The sequence below is a fragment of the Psychrobium sp. MM17-31 genome, assembly GCF_022347785.1.
In the GTDB taxonomy this organism is placed as follows: Bacteria; Pseudomonadota; Gammaproteobacteria; order Enterobacterales; family Psychrobiaceae; genus Psychrobium.
Map to the genome: position 1 here is coordinate 362,032 of NZ_JAKRGA010000005.1, position 24,076 is coordinate 386,107.

Annotated in this window: 15 protein-coding genes, 1 rRNA gene and 1 pseudogene; 10 read left to right on the plus strand and 7 right to left on the minus strand. The window is 42.1% G+C overall.

Translation table 11 applies throughout. The features are described 5' to 3' along the window. Positions 1–159 precede the first annotated feature (159 nt). From recF to MHM98_RS16400, 3 genes are all read left to right on the plus strand, one after another. The gene (gene recF / locus MHM98_RS16390) at positions 160–1,239 is read left to right on the plus strand and encodes a DNA replication/repair protein RecF (protein ID WP_239440445.1); all 1,080 of its coding nucleotides are present in this window, start codon (positions 160–162) and stop codon (positions 1,237–1,239) included. A gap of 4 nt (positions 1,240–1,243) precedes the next feature. After that, positions 1,244–3,667: a DNA topoisomerase (ATP-hydrolyzing) subunit B gene (gene gyrB, locus MHM98_RS16395; RefSeq protein WP_239440446.1), complete on the plus strand. Its 2,424-nt coding sequence runs from the start codon at positions 1,244–1,246 to the stop codon at positions 3,665–3,667. A 136-nt stretch (positions 3,668–3,803) separates the two neighbouring features. Next, positions 3,804–4,808 (plus strand): HDOD domain-containing protein, encoded by a 1,005-nt coding sequence (locus MHM98_RS16400; RefSeq protein ID WP_239440447.1) that lies wholly within the window; start codon positions 3,804–3,806, stop codon positions 4,806–4,808. A gap of 73 nt (positions 4,809–4,881) precedes the next feature. Here MHM98_RS16400 and glyS read toward each other — a convergent pair whose 3' ends face one another. After that, positions 4,882–6,951, minus strand: a complete 2,070-nt coding sequence (glyS, locus tag MHM98_RS16405; protein WP_239440448.1) for a glycine--tRNA ligase subunit beta — start codon at positions 6,949–6,951, stop codon at positions 4,882–4,884. Then, a complete protein-coding gene (gene glyQ / locus MHM98_RS16410) occupies positions 6,951–7,865 on the minus strand; it encodes a glycine--tRNA ligase subunit alpha (protein WP_239440449.1) in 915 nt (304 codons plus the stop codon). The genes glyS and glyQ overlap by 1 nt, the downstream gene beginning before the upstream one ends. 114 nt (positions 7,866–7,979) lie before the next feature. Between glyQ and MHM98_RS16415 the strand changes: the two genes are divergently transcribed. Next, positions 7,980–8,558: a DNA-3-methyladenine glycosylase I gene (locus tag MHM98_RS16415; protein ID WP_239440450.1), complete on the plus strand. Its 579-nt coding sequence runs from the start codon at positions 7,980–7,982 to the stop codon at positions 8,556–8,558. A gap of 436 nt (positions 8,559–8,994) precedes the next feature. Here the strand turns inward: MHM98_RS16415 and MHM98_RS16420 are convergent, their stop codons facing one another. The 4 genes from MHM98_RS16420 to fadB form a co-directional block, all read right to left on the minus strand. Then, positions 8,995–12,153: an amidohydrolase family protein gene (locus MHM98_RS16420; protein ID WP_239440463.1), complete on the minus strand. Its 3,159-nt coding sequence runs from the start codon at positions 12,151–12,153 to the stop codon at positions 8,995–8,997. A 141-nt stretch (positions 12,154–12,294) separates the two neighbouring features. Beyond that, positions 12,295–12,531 (minus strand): sulfurtransferase TusA, encoded by a 237-nt coding sequence (gene tusA, locus MHM98_RS16425; RefSeq protein ID WP_239440451.1) that lies wholly within the window; start codon positions 12,529–12,531, stop codon positions 12,295–12,297. 155 nt (positions 12,532–12,686) lie between these two features. Then, positions 12,687–13,850: an acetyl-CoA C-acyltransferase FadA gene (gene fadA / locus MHM98_RS16430; RefSeq protein WP_239440452.1), complete on the minus strand. Its 1,164-nt coding sequence runs from the start codon at positions 13,848–13,850 to the stop codon at positions 12,687–12,689. Between the two features lie 58 nt (positions 13,851–13,908). Then, positions 13,909–16,062 carry a fatty acid oxidation complex subunit alpha FadB gene (fadB, locus tag MHM98_RS16435; protein ID WP_239440453.1) on the minus strand — a complete coding sequence of 718 codons (2,154 nt, stop codon included), beginning with the start codon at positions 16,060–16,062 and terminating at the stop codon, positions 13,909–13,911. A gap of 280 nt (positions 16,063–16,342) precedes the next feature. Between fadB and pepQ the strand changes: the two genes are divergently transcribed. The 4 genes from pepQ (at position 16,343) to glmS (ending at position 21,640) form a co-directional block, all read left to right on the plus strand. Beyond that, positions 16,343–17,662, plus strand: a complete 1,320-nt coding sequence (gene pepQ, locus MHM98_RS16440; protein ID WP_239440454.1) for a Xaa-Pro dipeptidase — start codon at positions 16,343–16,345, stop codon at positions 17,660–17,662. Positions 17,663–17,681: 19 nt separating this feature from the next. Continuing rightward, positions 17,682–18,302: a YigZ family protein gene (locus MHM98_RS16445; protein WP_239440455.1), complete on the plus strand. Its 621-nt coding sequence runs from the start codon at positions 17,682–17,684 to the stop codon at positions 18,300–18,302. A 124-nt stretch (positions 18,303–18,426) separates the two neighbouring features. Next, positions 18,427–19,794, plus strand: a complete 1,368-nt coding sequence (gene glmU / locus MHM98_RS16450) for a bifunctional UDP-N-acetylglucosamine diphosphorylase/glucosamine-1-phosphate N-acetyltransferase GlmU (protein WP_239440456.1) — start codon at positions 18,427–18,429, stop codon at positions 19,792–19,794. A 13-nt stretch (positions 19,795–19,807) separates the two neighbouring features. Then, the gene (gene glmS, locus MHM98_RS16455; RefSeq protein WP_239440457.1) at positions 19,808–21,640 is read left to right on the plus strand and encodes a glutamine--fructose-6-phosphate transaminase (isomerizing); all 1,833 of its coding nucleotides are present in this window, start codon (positions 19,808–19,810) and stop codon (positions 21,638–21,640) included. A 25-nt stretch (positions 21,641–21,665) separates the two neighbouring features. Here the strand turns inward: glmS and MHM98_RS16460 are convergent, their stop codons facing one another. Next, a complete protein-coding gene (locus tag MHM98_RS16460; protein WP_239440458.1) occupies positions 21,666–22,019 on the minus strand; it encodes a hypothetical protein in 354 nt (117 codons plus the stop codon). A gap of 227 nt (positions 22,020–22,246) precedes the next feature. Here MHM98_RS16460 and ccoG point away from each other — a divergent pair. Further along, positions 22,247–23,581, plus strand: a pseudogene (gene ccoG / locus MHM98_RS16465) (cytochrome c oxidase accessory protein CcoG); the annotation flags it as partial. Between the two features lie 387 nt (positions 23,582–23,968). Beyond that, positions 23,969–24,076 (plus strand): 16S ribosomal RNA (locus MHM98_RS16470); the annotation flags it as partial.

Below are 24,076 nucleotides of genomic sequence, written 5' to 3' on the forward strand. Positions count from 1 at the left end.
CTTCGTCATGGCGCACATCTTCAGCGTTGTTTGTGCTCATTGGCGGGAGCCAACTGCGCGCAAACACCTTGAAGAGTGAGCACCATGACTTTGCTAAAGCAACTCCAAATAGCAATCAATTCCTCAAAGTACTTTCGTTAAAAGAACATAGGAACGCTTTTGTTACTCAATCAAATCTCTATTTCGCGGCTTAGGAATCTAAAGGAAACGACTTTAGATTTTGAGCAGTTGAATGTGATTTATGGTGACAATGGGTCTGGCAAGACGAGTGTCTTGGAAGCTATTCATTATTTGGCGCTAGGGCGCTCCTTTCGAACGCATCTTGCGAGTCGGGTGATTAATTACGAGCACGATAATTTTTTACTCTTTGGTCGCGCCAATGATAATGCGCTGGGGGTTCAGCGTTTTAAGAATGGCGATGTCACCGTAAAGATTAATGGCGAAAAAGCCAAGAAGCTTACCGAGCTGTTAGATATCCTTCCACTACAATTAATGACACCAGAGAGTTTTGAATTACTCACCGGTGGCCCCAAGATTCGTCGTCAGTTTGTCGATTGGGGCGTATTCCATTTAGACGAAAATTTTATGCCGATTTGGAATAAATGTAAGCGTCTATTAAAGCAACGTAATTCATTATTAAAGCGCAAAGCATCCTATAAAGAGATATCTTTTTGGGACATCGAATTGGTGCAATGCTCGCTTGCATTGAGTGAGCTTCGAAATCAGTATATAAATTCGTTTAATCCTGTATTACAGGGTATAATAGAGCGTTTTTTGCCTGACACTGACGTCACAGTAAGTTATAGTCAGGGCTGGGATAAAAAAGCTGATTTAGCAGAGCTTTTTCAGAAAAATTATTCGCGTGAATTAACCTTAGGTTACACCTTGGCAGGTCCCCACAAAGCAGACTTAAAATTGCGTTGTGGCAATATTCCTGCGAGTGATGCATTGTCACGCGGACAGTTAAAATTATTAGTTTGTGCATTGAGAATTGCACAAGGAGTTCACCTTAAACAAATGGTGGACAAGCAAACAATTTATTTGGTTGATGATTTATCGTCGGAGCTCGATAGCCAAAAGAGGCAATTGCTGATTGACCAATTAGTGGCAACTCAGGCGCAGCTTTTTTTGTCGGTTATCGATGCGGCTCAAATAAAACAACAAACCAGTAAATATCAGACCAAGATGTTTCACGTGGAACAGGGTGTGATAACACAGGAAAACATAGAACGAGAATAATTATATGTCAGAAGAGAATAGTTACGATTCGTCGAGTATTAAGGTTCTAAAAGGACTTGATGCAGTACGTAAACGCCCGGGGATGTACATCGGTGATACTGATGACGGCACTGGCTTACATCACATGGTTTTCGAGGTGGTGGATAACTCTATCGATGAAGCGTTAGCAGGTCACTGTAACGATATTTTCATTACCATTCACGAAGACGGTTCGGTGTCTGTAAAAGATGATGGCCGTGGTATTCCTGTTGATATTCACCCTGAAGAAGGTGTTTCTGCAGCCGAAGTTATCATGACAGTACTTCATGCCGGTGGTAAGTTCGATGACAACTCATACAAGGTTTCTGGTGGTCTTCACGGCGTAGGTGTTTCGGTAGTAAACGCACTGTCTGAAAAATTAGAAATTACTATTCACCGTCAAGGGCATATCTATACCCAATCTTATGTTCACGGTGAACCAACTGCACCATTAGCACAGATTGGTGACAGTGATAAAACAGGTACCCAAATGCGTTTCTGGCCAAGTGCTGAAACCTTTAGTGATACCTTGTTCCATTACGACATTCTAGCGAAGCGCGTACGTGAATTATCATTCCTAAACTCAGGTGTATCTATCACTTTAGTTGATGAGCGCGGTGAAGGTAAGAGCCAAAACTACTGTTACGAAGGTGGTATCAAGGCGTTCGTAGATTATCTAAATCAAAACAAAGCAACGGTTCACAAAGACATTTTCTACTTCAGCGAAGACCGTGAAGATGGCACTACTGTGGAAGTAGCTATGCAGTGGAATGACGGTTACCAAGAGAGCATCTTGTGTTTCACTAATAACATTCCTCAGCGCGACGGTGGTACTCACTTAGCTGGTTTCCGTGGTGCGTTAACACGTACGCTTAACAACTACATGGAAAGCGAAGGCTTTAACAAGAAAGCGAAAACTAACGCGACTGGTGATGATGCCCGTGAAGGTTTAACCGCAGTTATTTCGGTTAAAGTTCCAGATCCAAAATTCAGCTCGCAAACCAAAGACAAGCTAGTGTCTAGTGAAGTTAAGTCGGCGGTTGAGCAAGCGATGGGTGCTAAGTTACAAGAGTTCTTATTAGAGAACCCGCAAGTAGCTAAAGACGTTGTGACTAAGATTGTTGATGCAGCTAAAGCACGTGAAGCGGCGCGGAAAGCGCGTGAAATGACACGTCGTAAAGGCGCATTAGATCTCGGTGGTCTGCCAGGTAAACTGGCGGATTGTCAGGAAAAAGATCCAGCCCTTTCTGAACTATACATAGTGGAGGGTGACTCTGCGGGCGGTAGTGCTAAGCAGGGTCGTAATCGTAAAAACCAAGCTATCTTGCCATTAAAAGGTAAAATCCTAAACGTGGAAAAAGCGCGTTTTGACAAGATGCTTTCTTCACAAGAAGTTGCAACCCTAATCACTGCACTAGGTTGTGGTATTGGCCGTGATGAATACTTCCCAGAGAAGATTCGTTACCACAAAATCATCATCATGACCGATGCTGATGTCGATGGTTCGCACATTCGTACGTTACTGTTGACCTTCTTCTACCGTCAAATGGCTGAGCTTGTTGAAAACGGCTATGTATACATCGCACAGCCACCTTTATACAAGGTTAAGAAAGGTAAGCAAGAGCGCTACATTAAAGATGATGAAGTGCTAAATGAATACCTAACAACTATCGCACTAGATGGCAGTTCATTACACGTGAATGCAGAAGCACCTGGCATCAACGGTGTTGCGTTAGAAGCATTAGTTAACGAGTATCGCGCAGTAGAAGCGGGCATTGCACGCTTATCACAACGCTATCCAACTGATATCTTAAACCAGTTAATTTACACGCCTAAGCTAGCGGTTGATTCATTAAACAATGAAGCTGCTGTAAACGAGTGGGTAAGTTCATTAGTTGAAGTGTTAAACGAGAAAGATGACAAGGGGACTATCTACTCTGGTCAAGCTGTTCGCGATGAAGAAACTCAATTATTCTTACCGCAAATCGTTGTACGCATGCACGGTGTAGATACCTTCTACACACTAGACAATGTTTACTTCGCATCAGCTGATTACGCCAAAGTAGTAGCTCTTGGTGAGAACATTGGCGACCTTCTTGAAGAAGGCGCATTCGTTAAGCGTGGCGAGCGTAAGAAGCCAGTAACGACGTTCTTAGAAGCATTAGAGTGGTTAATGCACGAATCTAAGCGTGGTTTATACATCCAACGATACAAAGGTCTAGGTGAGATGAACCCAGAACAATTGTGGGAAACTACAATGTGTCCTGAGAATCGTCGCATGTTACAAGTAACTATTGAAGATGCTATTGCTGCCGATCAGCTATTCACTACTCTAATGGGTGACCAAGTTGAACCGCGTCGTAATTTCATCGAAGACAACGCACTGAAAGTAGTTAACTTAGACGTATAGTCGTTAATAACTTTTATTGAAAAAGGAGCTATTACAGCTCCTTTTTTTATATCTATACTTTTTTGCGAAGGCAGATAATAATAACTAGTACACATTTGTGATGTGGAATTAAATGAAACAATTATAGGGGATTTTAATGAGCTGGTTTACTGAGTTGCTACATCGCGGTGTCAAAGAAAAAGAAACAAACTCCACAACAACAGCTACTGCACCTGTTAAAGAAGTCCCTAAAGTTAAAGTCGATTTGGTTAACTCAGAGCATCTGTTTTACGACTTGTTGTTCGGTGATACTGCCGATGCATCCTCTAAGAATGATGTTATCGAGAAAGCCATTATCGATCGCGTGTCTGAAGTCCTTATCAATCCCAAGAATATTAACTTTCAATCATTCCCCAAAGCATTAAAAGATACCCTAGATAAAATAGACCAAGATGCCGATATAAAGGACATTCAGCAGTCTTTAGAACAAGACCCTATCTTGGCTTCAGATGTTGTTAGATTAGCTAATACAGGCGCATTTAGCGCATCTTCAACCAATCAGGTAACGAGCTTGCAGATGGCAATAGCTCGAGTTGGTTTCGCCTCATTAAAGCAAGTAGTAACTGCTGCGGTCATGGAACGAATGATGACTAATGTGAGCCCTATTTACTTCAAGATGTTCGGCGAGAAGATTTGGCAGCACTCATTACTTACGGCGCGTATTTGTGAATTAAAAGCTAAGACGATAGGTTACGATCCTTATAGCGCATTCTTTATTGGTGTTATTCACGATGTAGGGAAAATTGCGATTTTCAGTGAATTAGTCGATGCCGTACAAAAAGCAGGTGGCACCACTGAGCCTGGCTCTTTGTATTTTAGAAAAGTGATGACCTCGCTTTCTAAGCAACTCACTTACAATATAGTGCGAAGTTGGGAATTACCACAGGCGATTATCGATCCCATTAAACAGCATGTTGTCTACGGTAAGGTGCCGAGCAAAAATGAATTTGTTGATGTGTTGGTGGAATCCAAACTGATCAGCGAATTGAATTTACTTTATAACGAGCAAATGATTTCGCTAGATGAAGTCGGGCTGATTTTTGAAAAGCGTGGTTATGATGAATCAAATATTGATTTTATTGCTCAATATCAAGCTAGCTAACGTAAAAATTATTCATAAAAAAAGCCCCGCTAATTTTCATTAGCGGGGCTTTTTTCATTACCACTATGCCAAATTAGCTTTGTAGTAGTGAGATATCTGCAACGTTTAAGAACTGATTACGTAGCGTGTTTAATAGCGCTAAACGGTTAAGCTTAGTATCTACGTCATCACACATTACCATTACGTTATCGAAGAAGGCATCTACTGGCTCTTTCAGTTGAGCTAGTTCAGTAAGTGCTTTGTTGTAATCACTTTCTGCGAATACTGGTGCTAAGTCTGTTGCTAGCTTAGTAACAACTTGCGCCAGTGCTTTTTCAGCATCTTCAACTAATAGTGCGTCGTTAACTGAATCAGCAATAGCTTCGTCAGTTTTAGCAAGGATATTACCAACACGCTTATTAGCCGCTGCAAGCGTCTTAGAAGCTTCTAATGCTCTAAAGGCAGTTACCGCTTCAATACGCTTGTTAAAGTCGCTAGGGCGCGTTGGACGACGTGCCATTACAGCTTTAACGATATCAGTTGCTACGTCTTGATCTTGGTACCAAGCGTTAAAACGACCTAACATGAAATCAACAACACTATCGTTGATACCGGCTTTGATTTTATCGCCGTATAGTGATGCGGCTGCATCAACTAAATCCGTTAAATCGAGATCTAAATCTTTTTCAACGATGATGCGTAGGGCACCGATAGCTGCACGACGTAGAGCAAACGGATCTTTATCGCCTTTAGGGATTTGACCTATACCGAAGATGCCTACTAGCGTATCGAATTTGTCGGCTAGGGCTACAGAGCAGCTAACTAGTGAACCTGGTAATTGGTCACCAGCATAACGCGGCATGTATTGCTCATTTAGTGCAACTGCAACGTCTTCTGACTCACCGTCAAAACGCGCATAGTGCATGCCCATAACGCCTTGAACGTCTGGGAATTCTAATACCATATCGGTCATTAGGTCTGTCTTACACAGCATACCTGCACGCTTAGCATCAGTCGCATTAGCGCCAATCTTGCCAGCGATAATTTCAGCTAAATCAGCGATGCGTTGAGACTTCTCTTTTAGGGTACCAAGTTGCTTCTGGAACAAGATGTTCTCTAGGCTGTCGATACGGCTTTCAAGCGTTTTCTTTTGGTCTTGTGCGTAGAAGAATTCAGCGTCAGCTAGACGAGGGCGAACAACTTTTTCGTTACCTTCGATAACTTGCTTTGGCTCTTTACTATCGATGTTAGACACAAAGATAAAGCGCGCCATTAAATTACCGTCGTTATCTAATAACGGGAAGTACTTCTGGTTATCCTTCATCGTGTAGATAAGGGCTTCAGCTGGCACGTCTAAGAACTTGTCTTCGAAGCTACCCACGTAAGTAATTGGCCATTCAACGATAGAACATACTTCTTCTAGCAGGTCATCATCGAGATCGGCAACGCCATTTTCAGCACTTGCAGCATCCATTACTTGTTGTTTAACTAGTGCTTTACGCTCTTCGTAATCGGCAATGACGAAGCCTTTTTCACGTAGCAGGCTAGTGTAGTTGTCGGCGTGATCTAATGTCATTTCACTTTCACCGTGGAAGCGGTGGCCACGAATAACGCGATCTGACTTACAGCCAAGTACGGTAGCATCAATCAGTTCGCCGCCTAATAACACAGTAAGTGTTTTGGTTGGGCGGATGAACTGCATGCTGTTGCTACCCCAGCGCATTGGCTTAGGAATAGGTAGCTTAGCTAGCGAGTGCTCGATCATTGCTGGCAGTAATTCTTTAGTCGCTTGACCTTTTACTTCAGCTTTAAATAGTAGCCATTCGCCTTTGTCTGTTTTAAGACGCTCGGCTTGGTCAACGGTAATACCGTTAGAACGTGCCCAACCTTCAGCTGCTTTTGTCGGGTTGCCATCAGCATCGAATGCAGAAGAAATAGCAGGACCGCGTTTTTCAACAATCTTGTCTGCCTGACCAGTGGCCAGTGCTTTAACTGATACAGCTAAACGACGAGGTGAGGCTAAGAAATCAATAGCTTCGTAAGCAATGTCAGCTTTGTCTAATTGTGCCTTCATGCCATCGCGGAAAGCTTCGGCTAATGTGCGTAGTGACTTCGGTGGTAACTCTTCTGTACCTAGTTCAATAATAAGATTTTCTACAGACATTATTGCTTGTCCTCATCGCTTTTACATAGTGGGAAACCTAGCGCTTCACGAGAGGCGTAGTAGGCTTCGGCTACTGCTTTAGATAGTGTACGAACGCGTAAAATGTAACGCTGACGCTCGGTCACTGAAATAGCATGACGAGCATCTAATAGGTTAAAGACGTGAGAGGCTTTCATTACTTGCTCGTATGCTGGTAATGCTAGGCCGGCTTCGATTAGCTTCTCGCTGTCTTTTTCACATTGATCGAATTGCTTGAATAGGGCATCTACATCGGCGTGTTCGAAGTTGTAAGCAGACTGCTCAACTTCGTTTTGATGGAATACATCACCGTAAGTAACGCGGCCAAGTGGACCATCAGTCCATACAAGATCGTAAATGCTATCAACACCTTGAATGTACATTGCAAGGCGCTCAAGACCATAAGTAATTTCACCTGTTACTGGCGAACACTCTAAACCACCAACTTGTTGGAAATAAGTAAACTGAGAAATTTCCATGCCGTTTAACCAGATTTCCCAACCTAGACCCCAAGCACCAAGTGTTGGAGATTCCCAGTTGTCTTCAACGAAACGAATATCGTGAACAAGTGGGTCGATGCCAAGTTCAGTTAATGAACCCAGGTAAAGCTCCTGGATGTTGTCTGGGTTTGGTTTTAGCACTACTTGGAATTGGTAGTAGTGTTGTAAACGGTTAGGGTTTTCACCGTAACGACCATCGGTAGGGCGACGACATGGCTGCACATAAGCACTGCTCATTGGCTCTGGGCCAAGTGAACGTAAGAACGTTTGTGGGTGGAATGTGCCTGCGCCTACTTCCATATCTAACGGCTGAACTATTACACAGCCTTGACGTGACCAGTAATCCTGCAGAGCGAGGATTAAACCTTGAAAAGTTTTTGTATCGTATTTAGGCATAATATTACTTATAACTCTTGCCGATGGTGGAAAAATGCAAACGATTATAACACTGGGATTGGAGGCGTATATAGCGTATTTTAAATAATCAAAGATAAAGTTGGATTATGCGTAATGAATCAAGAAGAACGAGCGATTTGTCCTTGGGTAACACAGACGGACCCTGTGTATGTAGCCTATCATGATGAGGAATGGGGCCGTCCCGTTTACGATAGTCGAGAGTTATTTGAAAAGCTGTGTCTCGATGGTCAACAAGCCGGTTTATCTTGGATTACTATTCTCAAAAAGAAGCAGGGCTATCACGATGCTTTTTATAATTTTGACCCTTATAAAATTGTAAAAATGACAGAAATGGATGTGTTAGATCTACTCGATAATCCGCGCATCATTCGCAACAAACTCAAGGTTAATTCTATTATTAAAAATGCTAAGGGTTTCATAGCCATGGAGAAAGAGGGCATTAACTTTAGTGAATTCTTATGGTCATTTGTGGGTGGAGAACCTATTCAAAATAACTATGTTGCACAAGGCGAAGTACCAACCCAAAACGAGCAATCACTGGCCATGTCTAAAGCGTTAAAGAAGAGAGGGTTTACTTTCGTCGGACCAACTATTTGCTATGCCTTTATGGAAGCAGTAGGCATGTTTAATAACCATTTAATTAGCTGTGATGTGCATAAAGAGTGTTGTTAAATTTTCAAGTATCGAATATTCGAGTAACGGAGTGATGTGGTGTGCTAATAAATTAACCTACTTATTTGAAATTGGCCGAAAGCACACCAGTTACTTTTCTTTGCTTCGCCAAAGAAAAGTAACCAAAAGAAAGGCGACCCGTAGGTTTAGCGTTGATTCTTAAATGATAAATTGCCTATTCAATACCGTATTTGACCCGCATCCTTGCGGCAAATACTCAAAAATCATCCGTGATTTTTGCATTGGTCAATTTCTAATTTAAGACGCTAAACGACGGGAGTGATCCTCGCTGTGAGAGAACTACTATCCTTCATTAATGTTTGATTACGGTATTCATTAGGAATATCTTTTGAAATCTATTTTAAATTCAGACTAACAAAAAAGCCCAATCAATTGATTGGGCTTTGTTTTTATATCACGGAAAAACGCGCTTTAATTATTTCTTTTCGAAGAAGAAAGGCTTGCGTTTTTTCGGGTGATTACCAATTTCATTCATCGTATCTGCATCGTATAAACGACCATTAATCATGGTGTATTTCACTTTGCGCGTATCGCGAATGTCTTTGGTTGGATCGCCGTCAATAACGATTAAATCTGCTAGTTTTCCTTGTTCGATAGAACCAATTGCGTGGTCTAATCCTAGGTAATGTGCCGGATCTAATGTTGCTGTGCGTAAGGCTTCTAATGGTGTCATGCCACCTTGAGCGAAGCTCCAAATTTCCCAATGAGCACCTAAACCTTCACGTTGACCATGGCCACCGATGTTGGCTTTTACACCTAAATCACGTAACTCTTTAGCGACTTTTGCATTGCTAATGTGGTTGTAGTGATGATCTGGTGCCTTAGTACGGCGCATAGCACGTGGTTTAAAGACTTCCGCTGGTACAAAGGCATTTAACTTCTTATCTGTCCAAACGTCAGTTTTATCGTACCAGTAGTTTTCACCCCAGATACCACCGTAGCCAACAACTAAGGTAGGTGTGTAACCAACATCAGTTTGACTCCAGAATTGCTTGATATCATCGTAGATTTTCGCCGCTGGAATAGAGTGCTCAATACCGGTATGACCGTCGGCCACCATCGTTAGGTTGTGTTGTAATAACGAACCACCTTCCGGCACAACCATCATTTCTAATTCACGACCCGCTTGCACTACTTGTTGACGTTGATTACGGCGAGGTTGGTTATAACTCTTAACACTGAAAGCACCCACTTTCTTAAGGCGCTGTAAGTGGAACTTCGCATCTTCTAAGCTATCGACGTGAGATGTATAACCTGCGCCATGGGCACCGTATAAAATGGTACCAGTAGAATAAGTACGAGGAGATACTATCTTACCGGCTTTTTGTAATTCGCTTGCAGTGAAAATTTCAGTAGTGTCATTCGATGGATCATGCACTGTCGTTACACCGTAAGTTAGTGCCGCATAATCTTCCCAGTTTTGCTGTGGGATGATTTCTGCAACACCTTGACCGCCATGGTGATGAACATCAATTAGGCCTGGCATGAGTGTTTTACCATCTAAGTTAATAGTTTCATCGATATCTTTTAGCGGTGCATCACCCGTGTTACCAACCCAAGAAATCTTGTTATCTTTGATAATGACTGTACCGTTCTCGATAACTTTGTCGCCATTCATTGTGATAACTTTAGCGTTGGTTAATGCCATTGTTCCACGTGGAACATCTGCTTTTTTAGTGAAACTAATATCTAAACCGTTGGCAACTTTTTCAAAGGTATCCTCTTTGCTGTCAGATAATTCGAATAGGTTAGCTACGTCGGCGTGGTATAGCTCAGGTCCAAGCGTCCAATAAACGGCATTACCATTTTTAGTCCAGCTGATGTTTTCACCCGCGCGTTGCGAGATTTGTTTCACTGGTAAGTTAGTAGCAGATGGTGCGATTGAAACTGTATTACCCGTTAGTGAAAATGGTGTGATAAACACTTTAAAGCGCTCAGCAAAAGCTAGGCGTTCACCGTCTGGACTAATCTTAAATTCGGTAGCCAGTTTACTTTCGTAATGCTTACGCGCTTGTTCGCCATCTAAGCGAACGCTGTTAAAGCTCTGCTTTTCACCGTAGCCCATGTAAAACACGCGATCGTTGTCTTTACCGAACTGCGGATGTGAACCGTGTTTAGTGATTAACTTAGGCTCGCCACCTTTGCTTGATACTTGGTAGATACCTGTGTGCAGCGACCATTTTTTAGGAAGTAAACCGCCTGAACCTACTTTGCGATAAACAACAGTTTTGCCATCAGGAGAGAAAGTAGTTTCTACGTATTTACCCGGTTCAGTCGTTACTGTTTTTCCTTTACCTGAACGGCTAGATACAACGCGTACGCTACCTTGTTTCTGGTCATTCCAAGTAGTGTAAACAATCTTCTTACCATCGCGTGACCATTGCGGGAATAGCTCAAAATTCGATTTGTCACGGGTTAGACGTTTTGGTTTACCGTCAGGTAATTTCTTAACCCACAGTTTGCCAAGGGCTTCATAAATAACTTTTTTACCGTCTGGAGATACTTGCGCATTTCGTAGCATCTTAACTTTGAACTCATCTTGCTCAATAGGCTGTTTAAAGCGTAGGGCGTTTTGTACTTTTTTAGTGACTTCTACAGAGAACGCAATTGGTGCGACTTTGTTATTTTTAAGCGATAGTTTATTAATCTTACCGCCAGCCCAAAATACGATGGCTTTGCCATCTGGCGTCCAGTCAATTGTTGGGTAAACACCGTGAATTGCCCATGTCTCTTGCATGTCGCGATCTAAATCGTTATAAACTTGCGTTGATTCACCAGAGCTTAAATCGTAGATATAAAGTGATGACTTAAAGTCATCTCGTGCGATGTAAGCCAATTTTTTACCATCTGGACTTGGAGTTGGACGAATTGCGCCACCCATGCCGCTAATGACGGTTTCAATTTTTCCTGACTCGCGGTCAAGGCGTTTAATTTTATAAATACCTTTTACTGAATCTTTGCTGTAATGGAAGGTTTTACCAGGTGTGGCATCATGGCTAAAGTACACATATTTGCCATCAGGTGAGAATGCTGGTTCGCCTAAGTCTTTCTGATCATTTTGGCGAGTAGTGAGTTTTACGCCGCTGCCACCAGTCTTGTGGTACATCCAAACTTCACCAGCACCAAGCGAGCGCGATGCAGTGAAGTGCTTACGGGCAACGATATAGTCGCCATCTGGGCTCCATGCAGGGCTGTTTAATAAGCGGAAGGTTTCTTTGGTTACCGCACGTGGATTAGAACCATCGCTATTCATCACCCAGATGTTGTCACCGCCACCTTGATCTGAAGTAAAGGCGATGTGCTTGCCGTCAGGGCTAAAAGTCGGTTGCATGTGCCATGCAATACCTTTGATAAGCGGTTTGGCTTCGCCGCCGTTAATCGGCATTGAATAGATATCACCAAGCATATCGAAAACAATAGTTTTTCCGTCTGGGCTAACATCGACATTCATCCATGTACCTTCGGATACATTGATTGTGATGTCTTTAAATTCACCTTGTGGTGTGTTTACGTCCCATTTCTTTTTGTCTTCGGATTTAGATTCTGCATGAGCAGTATAGGAAGTTGCAGCCATGGCCGTAGCGACAGACAGGGCAACAACAAGCGGTTTTAGACGGGAAGTCATAGCATTTCCTTGTTGTTATTATCCCACGCATCATAACGTTAATTAGGGGGCTAATTAAACAAGAAAAATGTAAGTATTTAATGAAGGGGTTTATCCCTTCTTAATAAGATAGCGAAAAGGGCTTTCAGAGACCTCTTGAGCGACAAGTTCGTGATCCATAAAACGACAAAAACTCGGTACGTCACGAGTGGTTGATGGGTCGTCGGCAATAATGAGCAAGGTTTCACCACTGGCAATATCGCGCATTTTTTTACGCACCATCATCACTGGTTCTGGACAGCGTAATCCCATTGCATCTAATTGGTGGTTAGCAGTTGCAAAATCCATCGTTGTTTCTCAATAGCCGTGGTACAAAGTTAAAAAGTGTCGCCGATTTTAGCCATTGTTGAGGTCGTTGCCAATTGACAATAGTCAAAAGTTAGAAATTAATCGACAAAAAAAGCCAGCACTATGGCTGGCTTTTATCGAATTATTAACGGTGATTAAGGACGTTCGAATACCGTCGCAATACCTTGACCTAAGCCAATACACATAGTGGCTAGACCCAATTTAGCGTCTTTGCTTTCCATGATATTGATCAGTGATGTCGAGATACGAGCGCCTGAACAGCCTAGAGGATGGCCTAGTGCAATAGCGCCACCGTTAAGGTTAACGCGCTCATCAACGCTATCCATTAAACCAAGATCTTTAACGCAAGGGAGAGACTGTGCAGCAAAGGCTTCGTTTAATTCAACAACGTCGATATCGTCCATAGTAACACCAGCACGCTTTAGTGCTTTTTGTGTTGCTGGAACTGGGCCGTAACCCATGATTGATGGATCGCAACCAGCAATAGCCATTGAGCGAACTTTAGCACGTGGTGTTAAACCTAATTCAGCGGCTTTTTCTGCTGACATTAATAGCATTGCAGAAGCGCCGTCTGATAGTGCAGAAGATGTGCCTGCTGTTACTGTGCCGTTTGCTGGGTCGAAAGCAGGGCGCAATGTGCTTAGTGATTCTGCTGTTGTTTCTGGGCGAATTACTTCATCAGTTTCAACAAGAATCATTTTACCGTCGGCGTCGTGACCGTGGATTGGTAAAATTTCAGATTTAAAGCGACCTTCAACCGTTGCTTCGTGAGCTAAGCGATGTGAACGAGCACCGAACTCATCTTGTTGCTCACGCGTAATACCGTGCATTTTGCCAAGCATTTCAGCGGTTAAACCCATCATGCCAGCGGCAGAGGCAATTTTCTTTGCCATTGCAGGGTGGAAATCAACGCCGTGATTCATTGGAACGTGACCCATGTGCTCAACACCACCAACGATAAAGATATCGCCGTCGCCAACTTGAATAGCACGGGTAGCATCGTGAATAGCTTGCATCGATGAACCACATAAACGGTTAACTGTGTTACCGCCGATAGATTTAGGTAGACCAGCTAAAATGGCTGAGTTACGAGCGATGTTAAAACCTTGCTCAAGTGTTTGTTGTACACAGCCCCAGATTACGTCTTCAATTTCTTCTGGGTTAACACCAGGGTTGCGCTCTAACAGACCTTTCATTAGGTGTGCTGATAGTTCTTCTGCGCGAATGTTGCGAAATACACCGTTTTTAGAACGACCCATTGGGGTACGGATACAATCGATAACGACTACGTCTTTCATAATTTTTTCTCCAAATTCTTCTTCAGCGCTGGACGTTTAAATCCAGCGGGTGAATAACCTAAGCCTTGTAGTAAGTTTCGCCAGCTGCTGCTTTCGCGCGCATGCCGTCGGTTACTTGGTACATTTCGCCTAGGTGAGCGTAGCTGTCTGCTAACTCGACAAATGCCGCAACACCCATAGTGTCTACGTATTGGAATACACCGCCTCTAAATGGAGGGAAACCTAAACCGAATACTAAGCCCATGTCTGCTTCGTTTGGCGTCGCGATGATGCCTTCTTCTAAACAGCGCACTGTTTCGATAACCATAGGAATCATGGTGCGGGCGATGATTTCTTCACTAGTGAATTCTTTCGCGCCGTTATTAACACCTGCAATAAGTTCTAATGCTTCTGGAGCAACGTCTTTCTTAGGTTTACCACGGCGATCTAGGCTGTGATTATAGAAACCTTTACCGTTTTTCTGACCGAAGCGCTGTGCTTCAAACATCGCGTCGATTACGTCCGGCTTGTCTTTAGCCATGCGCGTTGGGAAACCTTGTGCCATCACTTCTTGTGCGTGATGCGCTGTGTCCATGCCAACCACGTCAAGTAGGTAGGCAGGACCCATTGGCCAACCAAATTCTTTTTCCATAACTTTATCAACTTGGGCGAAGTCTGCGCCGTCGTCGATTAGCTTAGAGAAGCCACCGAAGTATGGGAATAGTACGCGGTTAACGAAGAAGCCTGGACAGTCGTTAACAACGATAGGTGATTTACCCATCTTCGCTGCGTAAGCTACAACGGTCGCAATGGTTTCATCTGACGTGTTTTCGCCGCGAATAATTTCGACTAACGGCATGCGATGTACTGGGTTAAAGAAGTGCATACCACAGAATTTTTCTGGGCGTTTTACGCTTTTCGCTAATTCGTTAATCGAGATAGTTGAGGTGTTTGAAGTAAGTACAGCGTCTTCACTTAAACAACTTTCAACTTCAGCGAGTACGCTAGCTTTTACTTTTGGATTTTCTACAACAGCTTCAACAACAACGTCGGCATCTTTTACTGATTCGTAGTTTAGTGTTGGTGTGATGTTGTTAAGCACCTTAGCCATTTTTTTACCGTCGATACGGCCGCGCTTAAGTTGCTTGTTTAGAATTTTAGAGGCTTCGTCTAAGCCAAGATCTAACGCCGACTGAGCGATGTCTTTCATGACGATTGGCGTGCCTTTGCTTGCAGATTGGTAAGCGATGCCGCCACCCATGATACCAGCGCCTAATACCGCTGCTTTATCTACACTTTGTGCGGTTTTAGCTGCGGCTTTAGCGTTGCCTTTAATTTGCTGGTCGTTAAGGAAGATATTAACTAGCGAACGAGCAACATCAGTTTTAGCGAGTTTAACGAAACCTTTGTTTTCTACTGCTAAGGCTTCAGCGCGATTCATTGAGGCGCTTTTCTCAATGCATTTTAATGCTGTCATTGGTGCAGGGTAATGTTTACCTGCTTTAGCAGCAACCATACCTGTAGCTGTGCCAAATGACATCATGCTTTCGATTGGTGACAAGGCTAATGGCGTTTTCTTTTCTTCGCGACGTGCTTGCCAGTCGAATTTGCCAGCAATGGCATCTTCTAACATCTCTACAGCGGCTTCGCGTAATTTCTCAGGAGCTACTACTGCATCAACAGCACCAACTTTTAGAGCTTTGTCTGCTTTATTGTTACCGCCACCAGTGATCCAAAGTAGGGCATTGTCACAACCAATCAGGCGAGGTAGGCGCACACTGCCGCCCCAACCAGGCATGATGCCCAATTTAGTTTCTGGTAAGCCAACAACAGCTGTAGTGTCGGCTACACGGTAATCGGCAATTAAAATTGCTTCACAACCACCACCAAGCGCAAAACCATTTACTGCAGCAATCGTCGGACATGGAAGATCTTCGAAGGCGTTAAACGTATCGTTTACGTCACTTAACCATTGTGAAAGTTGCTCTGAAGGAGCGTCGAAGTGAGTAGTGAATTCTGTGATATCTGCGCCGACGATAAAGGCTGACTTTCCACTGGTCATTACTACACCTTTTAAATCAGTTAGCGCATGTAACGCTTTTACTGCTTCTTCAAAAGATTCCAGTGTGTTCTTATCGAATTTGTTAACAGAGCCGTCTTTGGCGTCGAATTTTAACTCTGCAATGCCATCTTTGATGTAGCTTACAGAGAGGGTGCTAGACTCATAAATCATGTTGTTTTTCCCTCGTTGAACTTTGCAATTCAGTTAGCTGATTTTCTAGTTTATTGTTTACAGCGACGCTCAAGTTTCGCTCGTTATAAAACAAATATCAATGATTAATTCAAACATTTGTTTGAAGTGGGTGTTTTGTTATTGTTTTACAACTGGTTAGCAGAAAAAATAACTCAGCTTACAGCTGTTATCTTATTGTCTTTTACCAATATATTGCTTTAAAGAGCATTAGCGAAAGATGATTGATATAATGCGTCAAACTTTGCTTTTGGAATTACTTATGGAACAACTACAACAGTTATTCGCACAACACATTGATGAGTTAAATGCACGTGCTAAAACTATTATGGCGCGCGAAAATGTCAGCTCTTTGATCGTTCATTCTGGTCAACCGCATCGTCAGTTTTTAGATGATATGGACTACCCATTTAAAGTAAATCCTCATTTCAAACATTGGGTACCTGTGATTGATAATCCAAATTGTTGGGTAATTGTCGACGGTGAATCGAAACCGACTTTGGTTTTTTATCGCCCTGTTGATTTTTGGCACAAGGTGCCTGATGCGCCAAACGATTTTTGGACAGACGCTTTTAACATTGTATTAATTAAGAAAGCTGAGCATATTGCCGAGCATTTACCGCAAGATTTATCACGTGCTGCCTATTTAGGTGAACATATTGATGTTGCTGATGTTCTAAACATCGGTCTTCGCAATCCAGAAGAATTAGTGTCTTATTTCCACTATCATCGCGCTTACAAAACTGATTATGAATTGGAATGTTTGCGTGAGGCTAATCGTTTAGCGGTTAAAGGGCATCAAGCAGCGAAAGCAGCCTTCATGGCGCAGAAATCTGAATACGATATTCAGATGGATTATTTGCAAGCGATTAAGCACACCGAAAATGAAGTGCCTTATGGTAATATCATTGCGCTTAATGAAAATGCGGCAATTTTGCATTACACCATTCTTGAGCAAGAAAAACCGCAACAATTTAATTCGTTTTTAATTGATGCTGGTGCAAATTGTCGTGGTTATGCCTCAGATATTACCCGTACCTATGCTTTTGAAGACAATGAATTCAATTCGTTGATTAAAGCATTAGATGCTAAGCAGCTAGAGCTAATAGATGGCATTAAGTCTGATGTGAGCTATGTTGATTTACATCTGCAAATGCATCAAATGATTGCTGAGCTGTTAAGTGAATTCGATATTGTGAAATTAGCGCCGCAGCAAATTGTTGAAAAGGAGATTACTAGCACTTTCTTCCCACATGGTTTAGGGCATTTCTTGGGGTTACAAGTTCACGATATGGGCGGTTTTATGGCGGACGAATCAGGTGCACATGTCGCTGCGCCAGATAATCATCCATTCTTGCGTTGTACGCGAATGGTCGAACCTCGTCAGGTTATGACGATTGAGCCGGGATTATACTTTATCGATAGTTTGTTAGATGAGTTGAAAACCACTGATAATGGTGAGTTCATAAATTGGGAAAAAGTCGAAGAATTTAAGCCATTTGGCGGTATTCGCATCGAAGATAATATTATCGTTCATCGCAATCATATCGAGAATATGACACGCGATTTGGGTCTTAACTAAATTACTTGAGCTAACTCTTTTGATTAATAGTAAACCCTATCGCGTATTGTCTGCACCGCTAATGGTGCAGACGGAAGTTAAACGCAGTAAATTTCTTGCCTATGTTGCCCCAACTGCTGGAGTCGATGCTGCAAAAGCTTTTGTTAATGAAATAAAGGCAAAACATCCCGATGCAAATCACAATTGTTGGGCTTTTGTTGCTAGTCGCCCTGAGAACTCCGTCGATATTGGTTATTCCGATGATGGCGAGCCATCTGGTTGCGCTGGCAAGCCAATGCTCAATGTACTGCAGGGCAGTGGTATTGGTGAGATAACTGTGGTGGTAACGCGTTATTTTGGCGGCACTAAACTTGGAACAGGTGGCATGGCTCGCGCTTATGGCGGAGCAGTTAGTGCTGTTTTAGAGCAAGCGCAAACCAAAGAAAGAGCCGTGGAGCAATCACTGCAGTTTAATTGCGATTATCAGCTTAGCAATACTATTGAAATGTTGTTGAAGCAGCACGATGCAACTATCGTTAGTGCTAATTATGGCGCTGAAATAGAGTTTGATATTTTATTAGATGTGCGAGTCATTAATACCTTCATAGAAGAAGTATTTCAGCGCACCAATGGTCAGCTGATGATTGCTCGGGAAACTTAATTAACCCGAGTTCAAGTTAAGTCAAATTAGCGGTGACAAATCCCACAATATTATTCCTTCGTCTAGCTATAGCTAGTTAATTTGATTAGAATGCAGTTTCCTCGAAATTTTATCTAACAATCTTATGGAATTACATCTCGTTATTTTGGCCGCAGGCAAAGGAACTCGTATGCGTTCTGCGCTGCCAAAAGTGCTTCACAAAATTGCCGCCAAATCTATGGTAGAACACGTTATTGATGCTGCTACCGTGCTTGAAAATGTTTCATCTACTCAACTTGTTTATGGTCATGGTGGCGATTTAATGCAAGAAGCGTTATCTCACCGAGATGTCAATTGGGCTTTGCAAGCTGAGCAGTTAGGAACTGGTCATGCAGTAGCACAAGCCATGCCTAATCTTAACGATGACGGTAAAGTCTTAATTCTTTACGGCGATGTTCCATTAATTTCAACCTCGACGCTTGAGCGTTTAGTTGCCTCGCAACCACAAGGTGGGATCGGTTTATTAACCGTCGAGCTTGATAATCCAACGGGTTACGGCCGAATTGTTAGAGAAAACGATGCCGTTGTTGGTATTGTTGAACAAAAAGACGCTAATCCACAACAGTTAGCTATTAATGAAGTCAATACGGGTATTTTAGTTGCCGACGCAGTAGATCTTAAACGCTGGTTGGCAAATTTAAGTAACGATAATGCCCAGGGTGAATACTATCTCACTGATATTATTGAAATGGCACATAAAGAAGGTCGTAGCATTGTCGCTGCTCATCCTGAATCTGCCGTTGAAGTTGAAGGCGTAAACAATAAATTGCAGCTAGCGCAATTAGAGCGTGCATATCAATTACAGCAAGCACACGAGTTAATGGTTGCTGGCGCTACGCTATTTGATCCTGCTCGTTTGGATATTCGCGGCGAAATTGAAATTGGTCAAGATGTTGAAATTGACATTAACGTTATTATCGAAGGTAAAGTGGTCTTAGGTAACAACGTTAAAATTGGCGCGAACTGTATCCTAATCGACTGTGTCATTGGCGATAATACCGAAATTAAGCCTAACTCAATTGTTGAGTCTTCAACCGTGGGTAGTCATTGCTCTGTTGGTCCTTTCGCTCGATTAAGGCCAAATTCAGAGATGTTAGACGATTCTCATGTCGGCAACTTTGTTGAAATGAAGAAAGTTAAATTAGGCCAAGGCTCAAAAGCTGGCCATTTAGCTTATTTGGGTGATTCGATAATCGGCCGTAATGTCAACATCGGCGCAGGAACCATTACTTGTAATTACGATGGTGCAAACAAACATCTTACTGAAATTGACGACGATGCCTTTATTGGCTCAGATACCCAGTTAGTAGCTCCTGTTAAAGTAGGAAAGGGCGCTACAGTGGCTGCCGGTGCAACCATCACAAAAGAAGTCGGTGATGGTGAACTTGTACTTACCCGAGTAAAACAGCGCCATATTGAAAGCTGGGCTCGTCCACAAAAGAATAAAAAATAAGGATTAACATAAAATGTGCGGAATTGTAGGTGGCGTGGCACAGCGCGACGTTAAAGATATTTTAATTGAAGGCTTACGACGCCTTGAATACCGCGGTTATGATTCAGCTGGTCTAGCCGTTATTAAAGATGCTGGCTCTTTTGAGCGTGTACGTGCCGTAGGTAAAGTTCAAAACCTTGCTGATAAAGCTGTTGATTTTGATGTAGCAGGTGGCACTGGTATTGCTCATACCCGTTGGGCAACCCACGGCGGTGTGACAGAAGCAAATGCCCACCCACACGCGTCAAATAACGATATTGTTGTTGTTCACAACGGCATTATCGAAAATCATGGCGAGCTTCGTCAGGAGCTTAAGGCTAAGGGCTATGTATTTTCATCTGATACTGATACCGAAGTGTTAACTCACCTTATTGCTGATAATTATAAATCGGCGGAGTCTTTATTAGCGGCAGTTCAACAAACGACTAAAATGGTTCGCGGTGCGTATGGCATGGTGATTATGGCGGTTAATGATCCTGAACAAGTGGTTGTTGCTCGCTCTGGTAGCCCGCTAGTTATTGGTTGTGGTATTGGTGAAAACTTTATTGCCTCTGATCTACGTGCGCTACTTCCTGTTACTCATACCTTTATGTATTTAGAAGAAGGCGATGTTGCGAAAGTTACTCGTAGCAGCGTGGAAGTATTCGATAGTGAAGGCAATAGTGTTGAACGTGAAGCCAAAGATACTGATATTACTGCAGAGTCTGATGGCAAAGGTGAATACCGTCATTACATGATGAAGGAAATTCATGAACAGCCATTAGCTGTTCGTAACACACTTGCTAATAGACTGGTCGATGGCAAAGTTGCCGAGGATGTCTTTGGCGCTGGTTCATCAAACATCTTTGAAAAAGTACAACATATTCAAATCATTGCCTGTGGCACCAGTTATCACGCCGCTATGGTTGCCAAATATTGGTTAGAAGATCTTGCTAATATCTCATGTAATGTCGAAATTGCATCAGAATTTAGATATCGCAAATCATTTGTTCATCCAAATAGCTTATTGGTGACGATTTCACAATCAGGTGAAACTGCTGATACCTTAGCTGCATTGCGTCTTGCTAAAGAAATTGGCTACATGTCTTCGCTAGTATTGTGTAATGTTGATGGCTCATCATTAGTTCGTGAATCTGATTTAGCCTTTATGACTAAAGCTGGTGCAGAGATTGGTGTTGCGTCGACTAAAGCTTTTACTACACAGTTAGTCGGTTTATTGATGATGGTGTTAGCTATTGGCCAAAAACGCGGTATGGCGGCTGAAACTCAGCAAACTATTGCTAACGCTCTAAACTCGCTTCCAGCAAAATTAGAAGAAAGCTTATCGCTTAATGATGCTATCGAAGCCTTAGCACCTGAGTTTGCAGACAAGCACCATTCTCTATTCTTGGGTCGTGGCGATCAGTATCCAATTGCAATGGAAGGTGCCTTAAAGCTAAAAGAAATTTCTTACATTCACGCCGAAGCTTACGCCGCAGGTGAATTAAAGCATGGTCCTTTAGCATTAATTGATGCGGAAATTCCAATTATCGTTGTTGCACCGAATAATGAGCTATTAGAAAAACTGCATTCTAATATCGAAGAAGTGCGCGCGCGCGGTGGTATTCTATACGTATTTGCAGATGCAAATAGCCAATTTGAAAGTGATGAAACGATGCGTGTTATTGATGTGCCTGCTGTTGATGAAATAGTTGCACCAATTCTTTACACTATTCCATTACAACTGCTGTCTTACTACGTAGCTATTATTAAAGGAACTGATGTTGATCAGCCTCGCAACTTAGCTAAATCTGTCACTGTAGAATAATTTCTAAATGATTTACCAACTGTGATTAATTCGCAGTTGGTAAATGTTTCTCCAAAATCCCACACACTTTTTTAATCGCATAACTAGTTAGCGCTGAATGAGCTAGTTCAGTGTCGTGACACTGCTTCTGCTGAAATTCTCTTGCCTTGTCAAAGCTTGTTAACTCTCGTTGAATAAAACTAAATTCATGTAATGATAGAGTATCTTCTAGCTGCTCAAGCTCACTAATTAGCGCGGGCAATTCGCTAACGCCAGCCGTTCTTTTGGCTTCAGAAGTTACCAATCCGGTAATTTTATCGGTATAAGGTTTTAAGGTTGGGTGGTCTCTAAACTCTACCGCGAGTAAAATAACAATAAATAATAATAAAAACTTTTTCATGTGGCGTACTATCAATCGAAATAAATAGGCTGCCATAATGAATTTAATTGGCAGTCAATTAATCATAGTCAAAATTCTTATAATTACTTTTAAATATAATAAATACCTTGTGAGCAAGCAAAGGAAATTCAATGAGCGATAAAATAGACGTAAAGATCATTGACACTTCAAAGCACGATGACATCAAACATCGTACGAAAGTCAAAGATACCGAATATAAAGAAGGCAAAATTTACGTAAGATCCATTAACGGCGTGTTCACAGCGATACGGCAGAAGTTAAACTGGATACTAATGCTATGCTTCTTCCTTCTACCTTGGATTCCCTATGGTGAAAGGCAAGCGGTAATATTCGACTTAGCCGAACAAAAGTTTCATATCTTCGGCTTGATTATATGGCCTCAAGATCTAGTACTACTAGCCGCCTTTCTAATGATCGCTGCATATGCCTTATTTTTAGTAACGACCTTTGTCGGTAGGGTATGGTGTGGCTTTACCTGTCCACAAACAATATGGACTTTTATCTTCATATGGGTAGAAGAAAAAATAGAAGGCAAATTTAACAAACGGAAAAAGCTCGATCAGCAGGCTAATAACTGGGACAAAATTTCCAAGAAAGGGCTTAAACACAGCATATGGCTGCTGATATCGCTCATTACATCATTAACTTTCATGGCTTTCTTCGTACCAGCAAAAGAACTCTATGTTGATTTCTTCACCCTAGAAGCCAGCGGTTTAATTTACTTTTGGACGTTATTTTTTACCTTTTGTACTTATGGAAATGCAGGCTGGATGCGAGAAATCATGTGTTTACACATGTGTCCATATGCCAGATTCCAGTCAGCAATGTTCGACAAAGACACATTCACGGTCGCTTATGACGCAACACGTGGTGAAAGTAGAGGCCCGCGTTCACGTAAAAAAGATCCTAAAGAGCTAGGCTTAGGGGATTGTATTGACTGTAATCTGTGTGTCCAAGTCTGTCCTACTGGTATTGATATCCGTGATGGACTGCAATATGAATGCATAAACTGTGGTGCTTGTATTGATGCTTGTGACGATGTCATGGATAAGATGGGTTATGAAAAGAAACTCATCAGTTACACTACTGAAAATCAACTCGAAGGTAAAAAGACACATATATTGAGAAGCAAGCTTGTCGGTTATGGCTCTGTACTAGCTGTAATGTCCATTGTCTTCATCTACTTCTTAATGGCTATTCAGCCAGTCAAGCTCGATATTATACGAGACCGAAATCAGCTGTATCGAGTTAGTAGTGAAGGTATGCTCGAAAATGTTTACACCTTAAAAGTATTAAACAAGACAGAAGAAGATCTCACCTACCAACTTTCTTTTAATGGATTAGAAGATTATGAGTGGCAAGGTGCTAATGAAGTATTCGTAAAAGCCGGTGAAGTATTTACATTACCAATGAGCATCTCTACAGATCCATATAACCTGAAAAAGAAAATAGTGTCTGTCGATTTTACAGTACAAGCTATTCTTAAAAACGGAGACAAAGTTTCGGTGACTCAAGAAACCAAGTTCTTCAACGAAATCTAGCTGCTAAAACACCCCCAATTGTCTCTTTTAGATACAATTGGGGTGTTTTTTATTCACTTAATAAGTTATTTAAAAAAATCCATGAAAAAGGGGTTGCAAGGGCAATCTAAATCCCTATAATGCGCAACCACTGAGACGGCAGCGATAACTAATTATCACTGAGTCACAAAAATAATTAAGTTTGATAAATTACTTGTTGACTTAATTAATATGGGGTGTAATATACGCAGCCCTGACTTACTAAGTTAAGTCAAATGTTCTTTAAAAATTAGTATTCAAATAAACTGTGTGGGCATTTGAAGATTGAGTATCTTACTCATGATTTAATGTCTACATAATGACAGTAAATTCATTGAGTCGTTCTAACGAACGTAAAAAATCAAATTTTAATTGAAGAGTTTGATCATGGCTCAGATTGAACGCTGGCGGCAGGCCTAACACATGCAAGTCGAGCGGAAACGAAGAGTAGCTTGCTACTCTGGCGTCGAGCGGCGG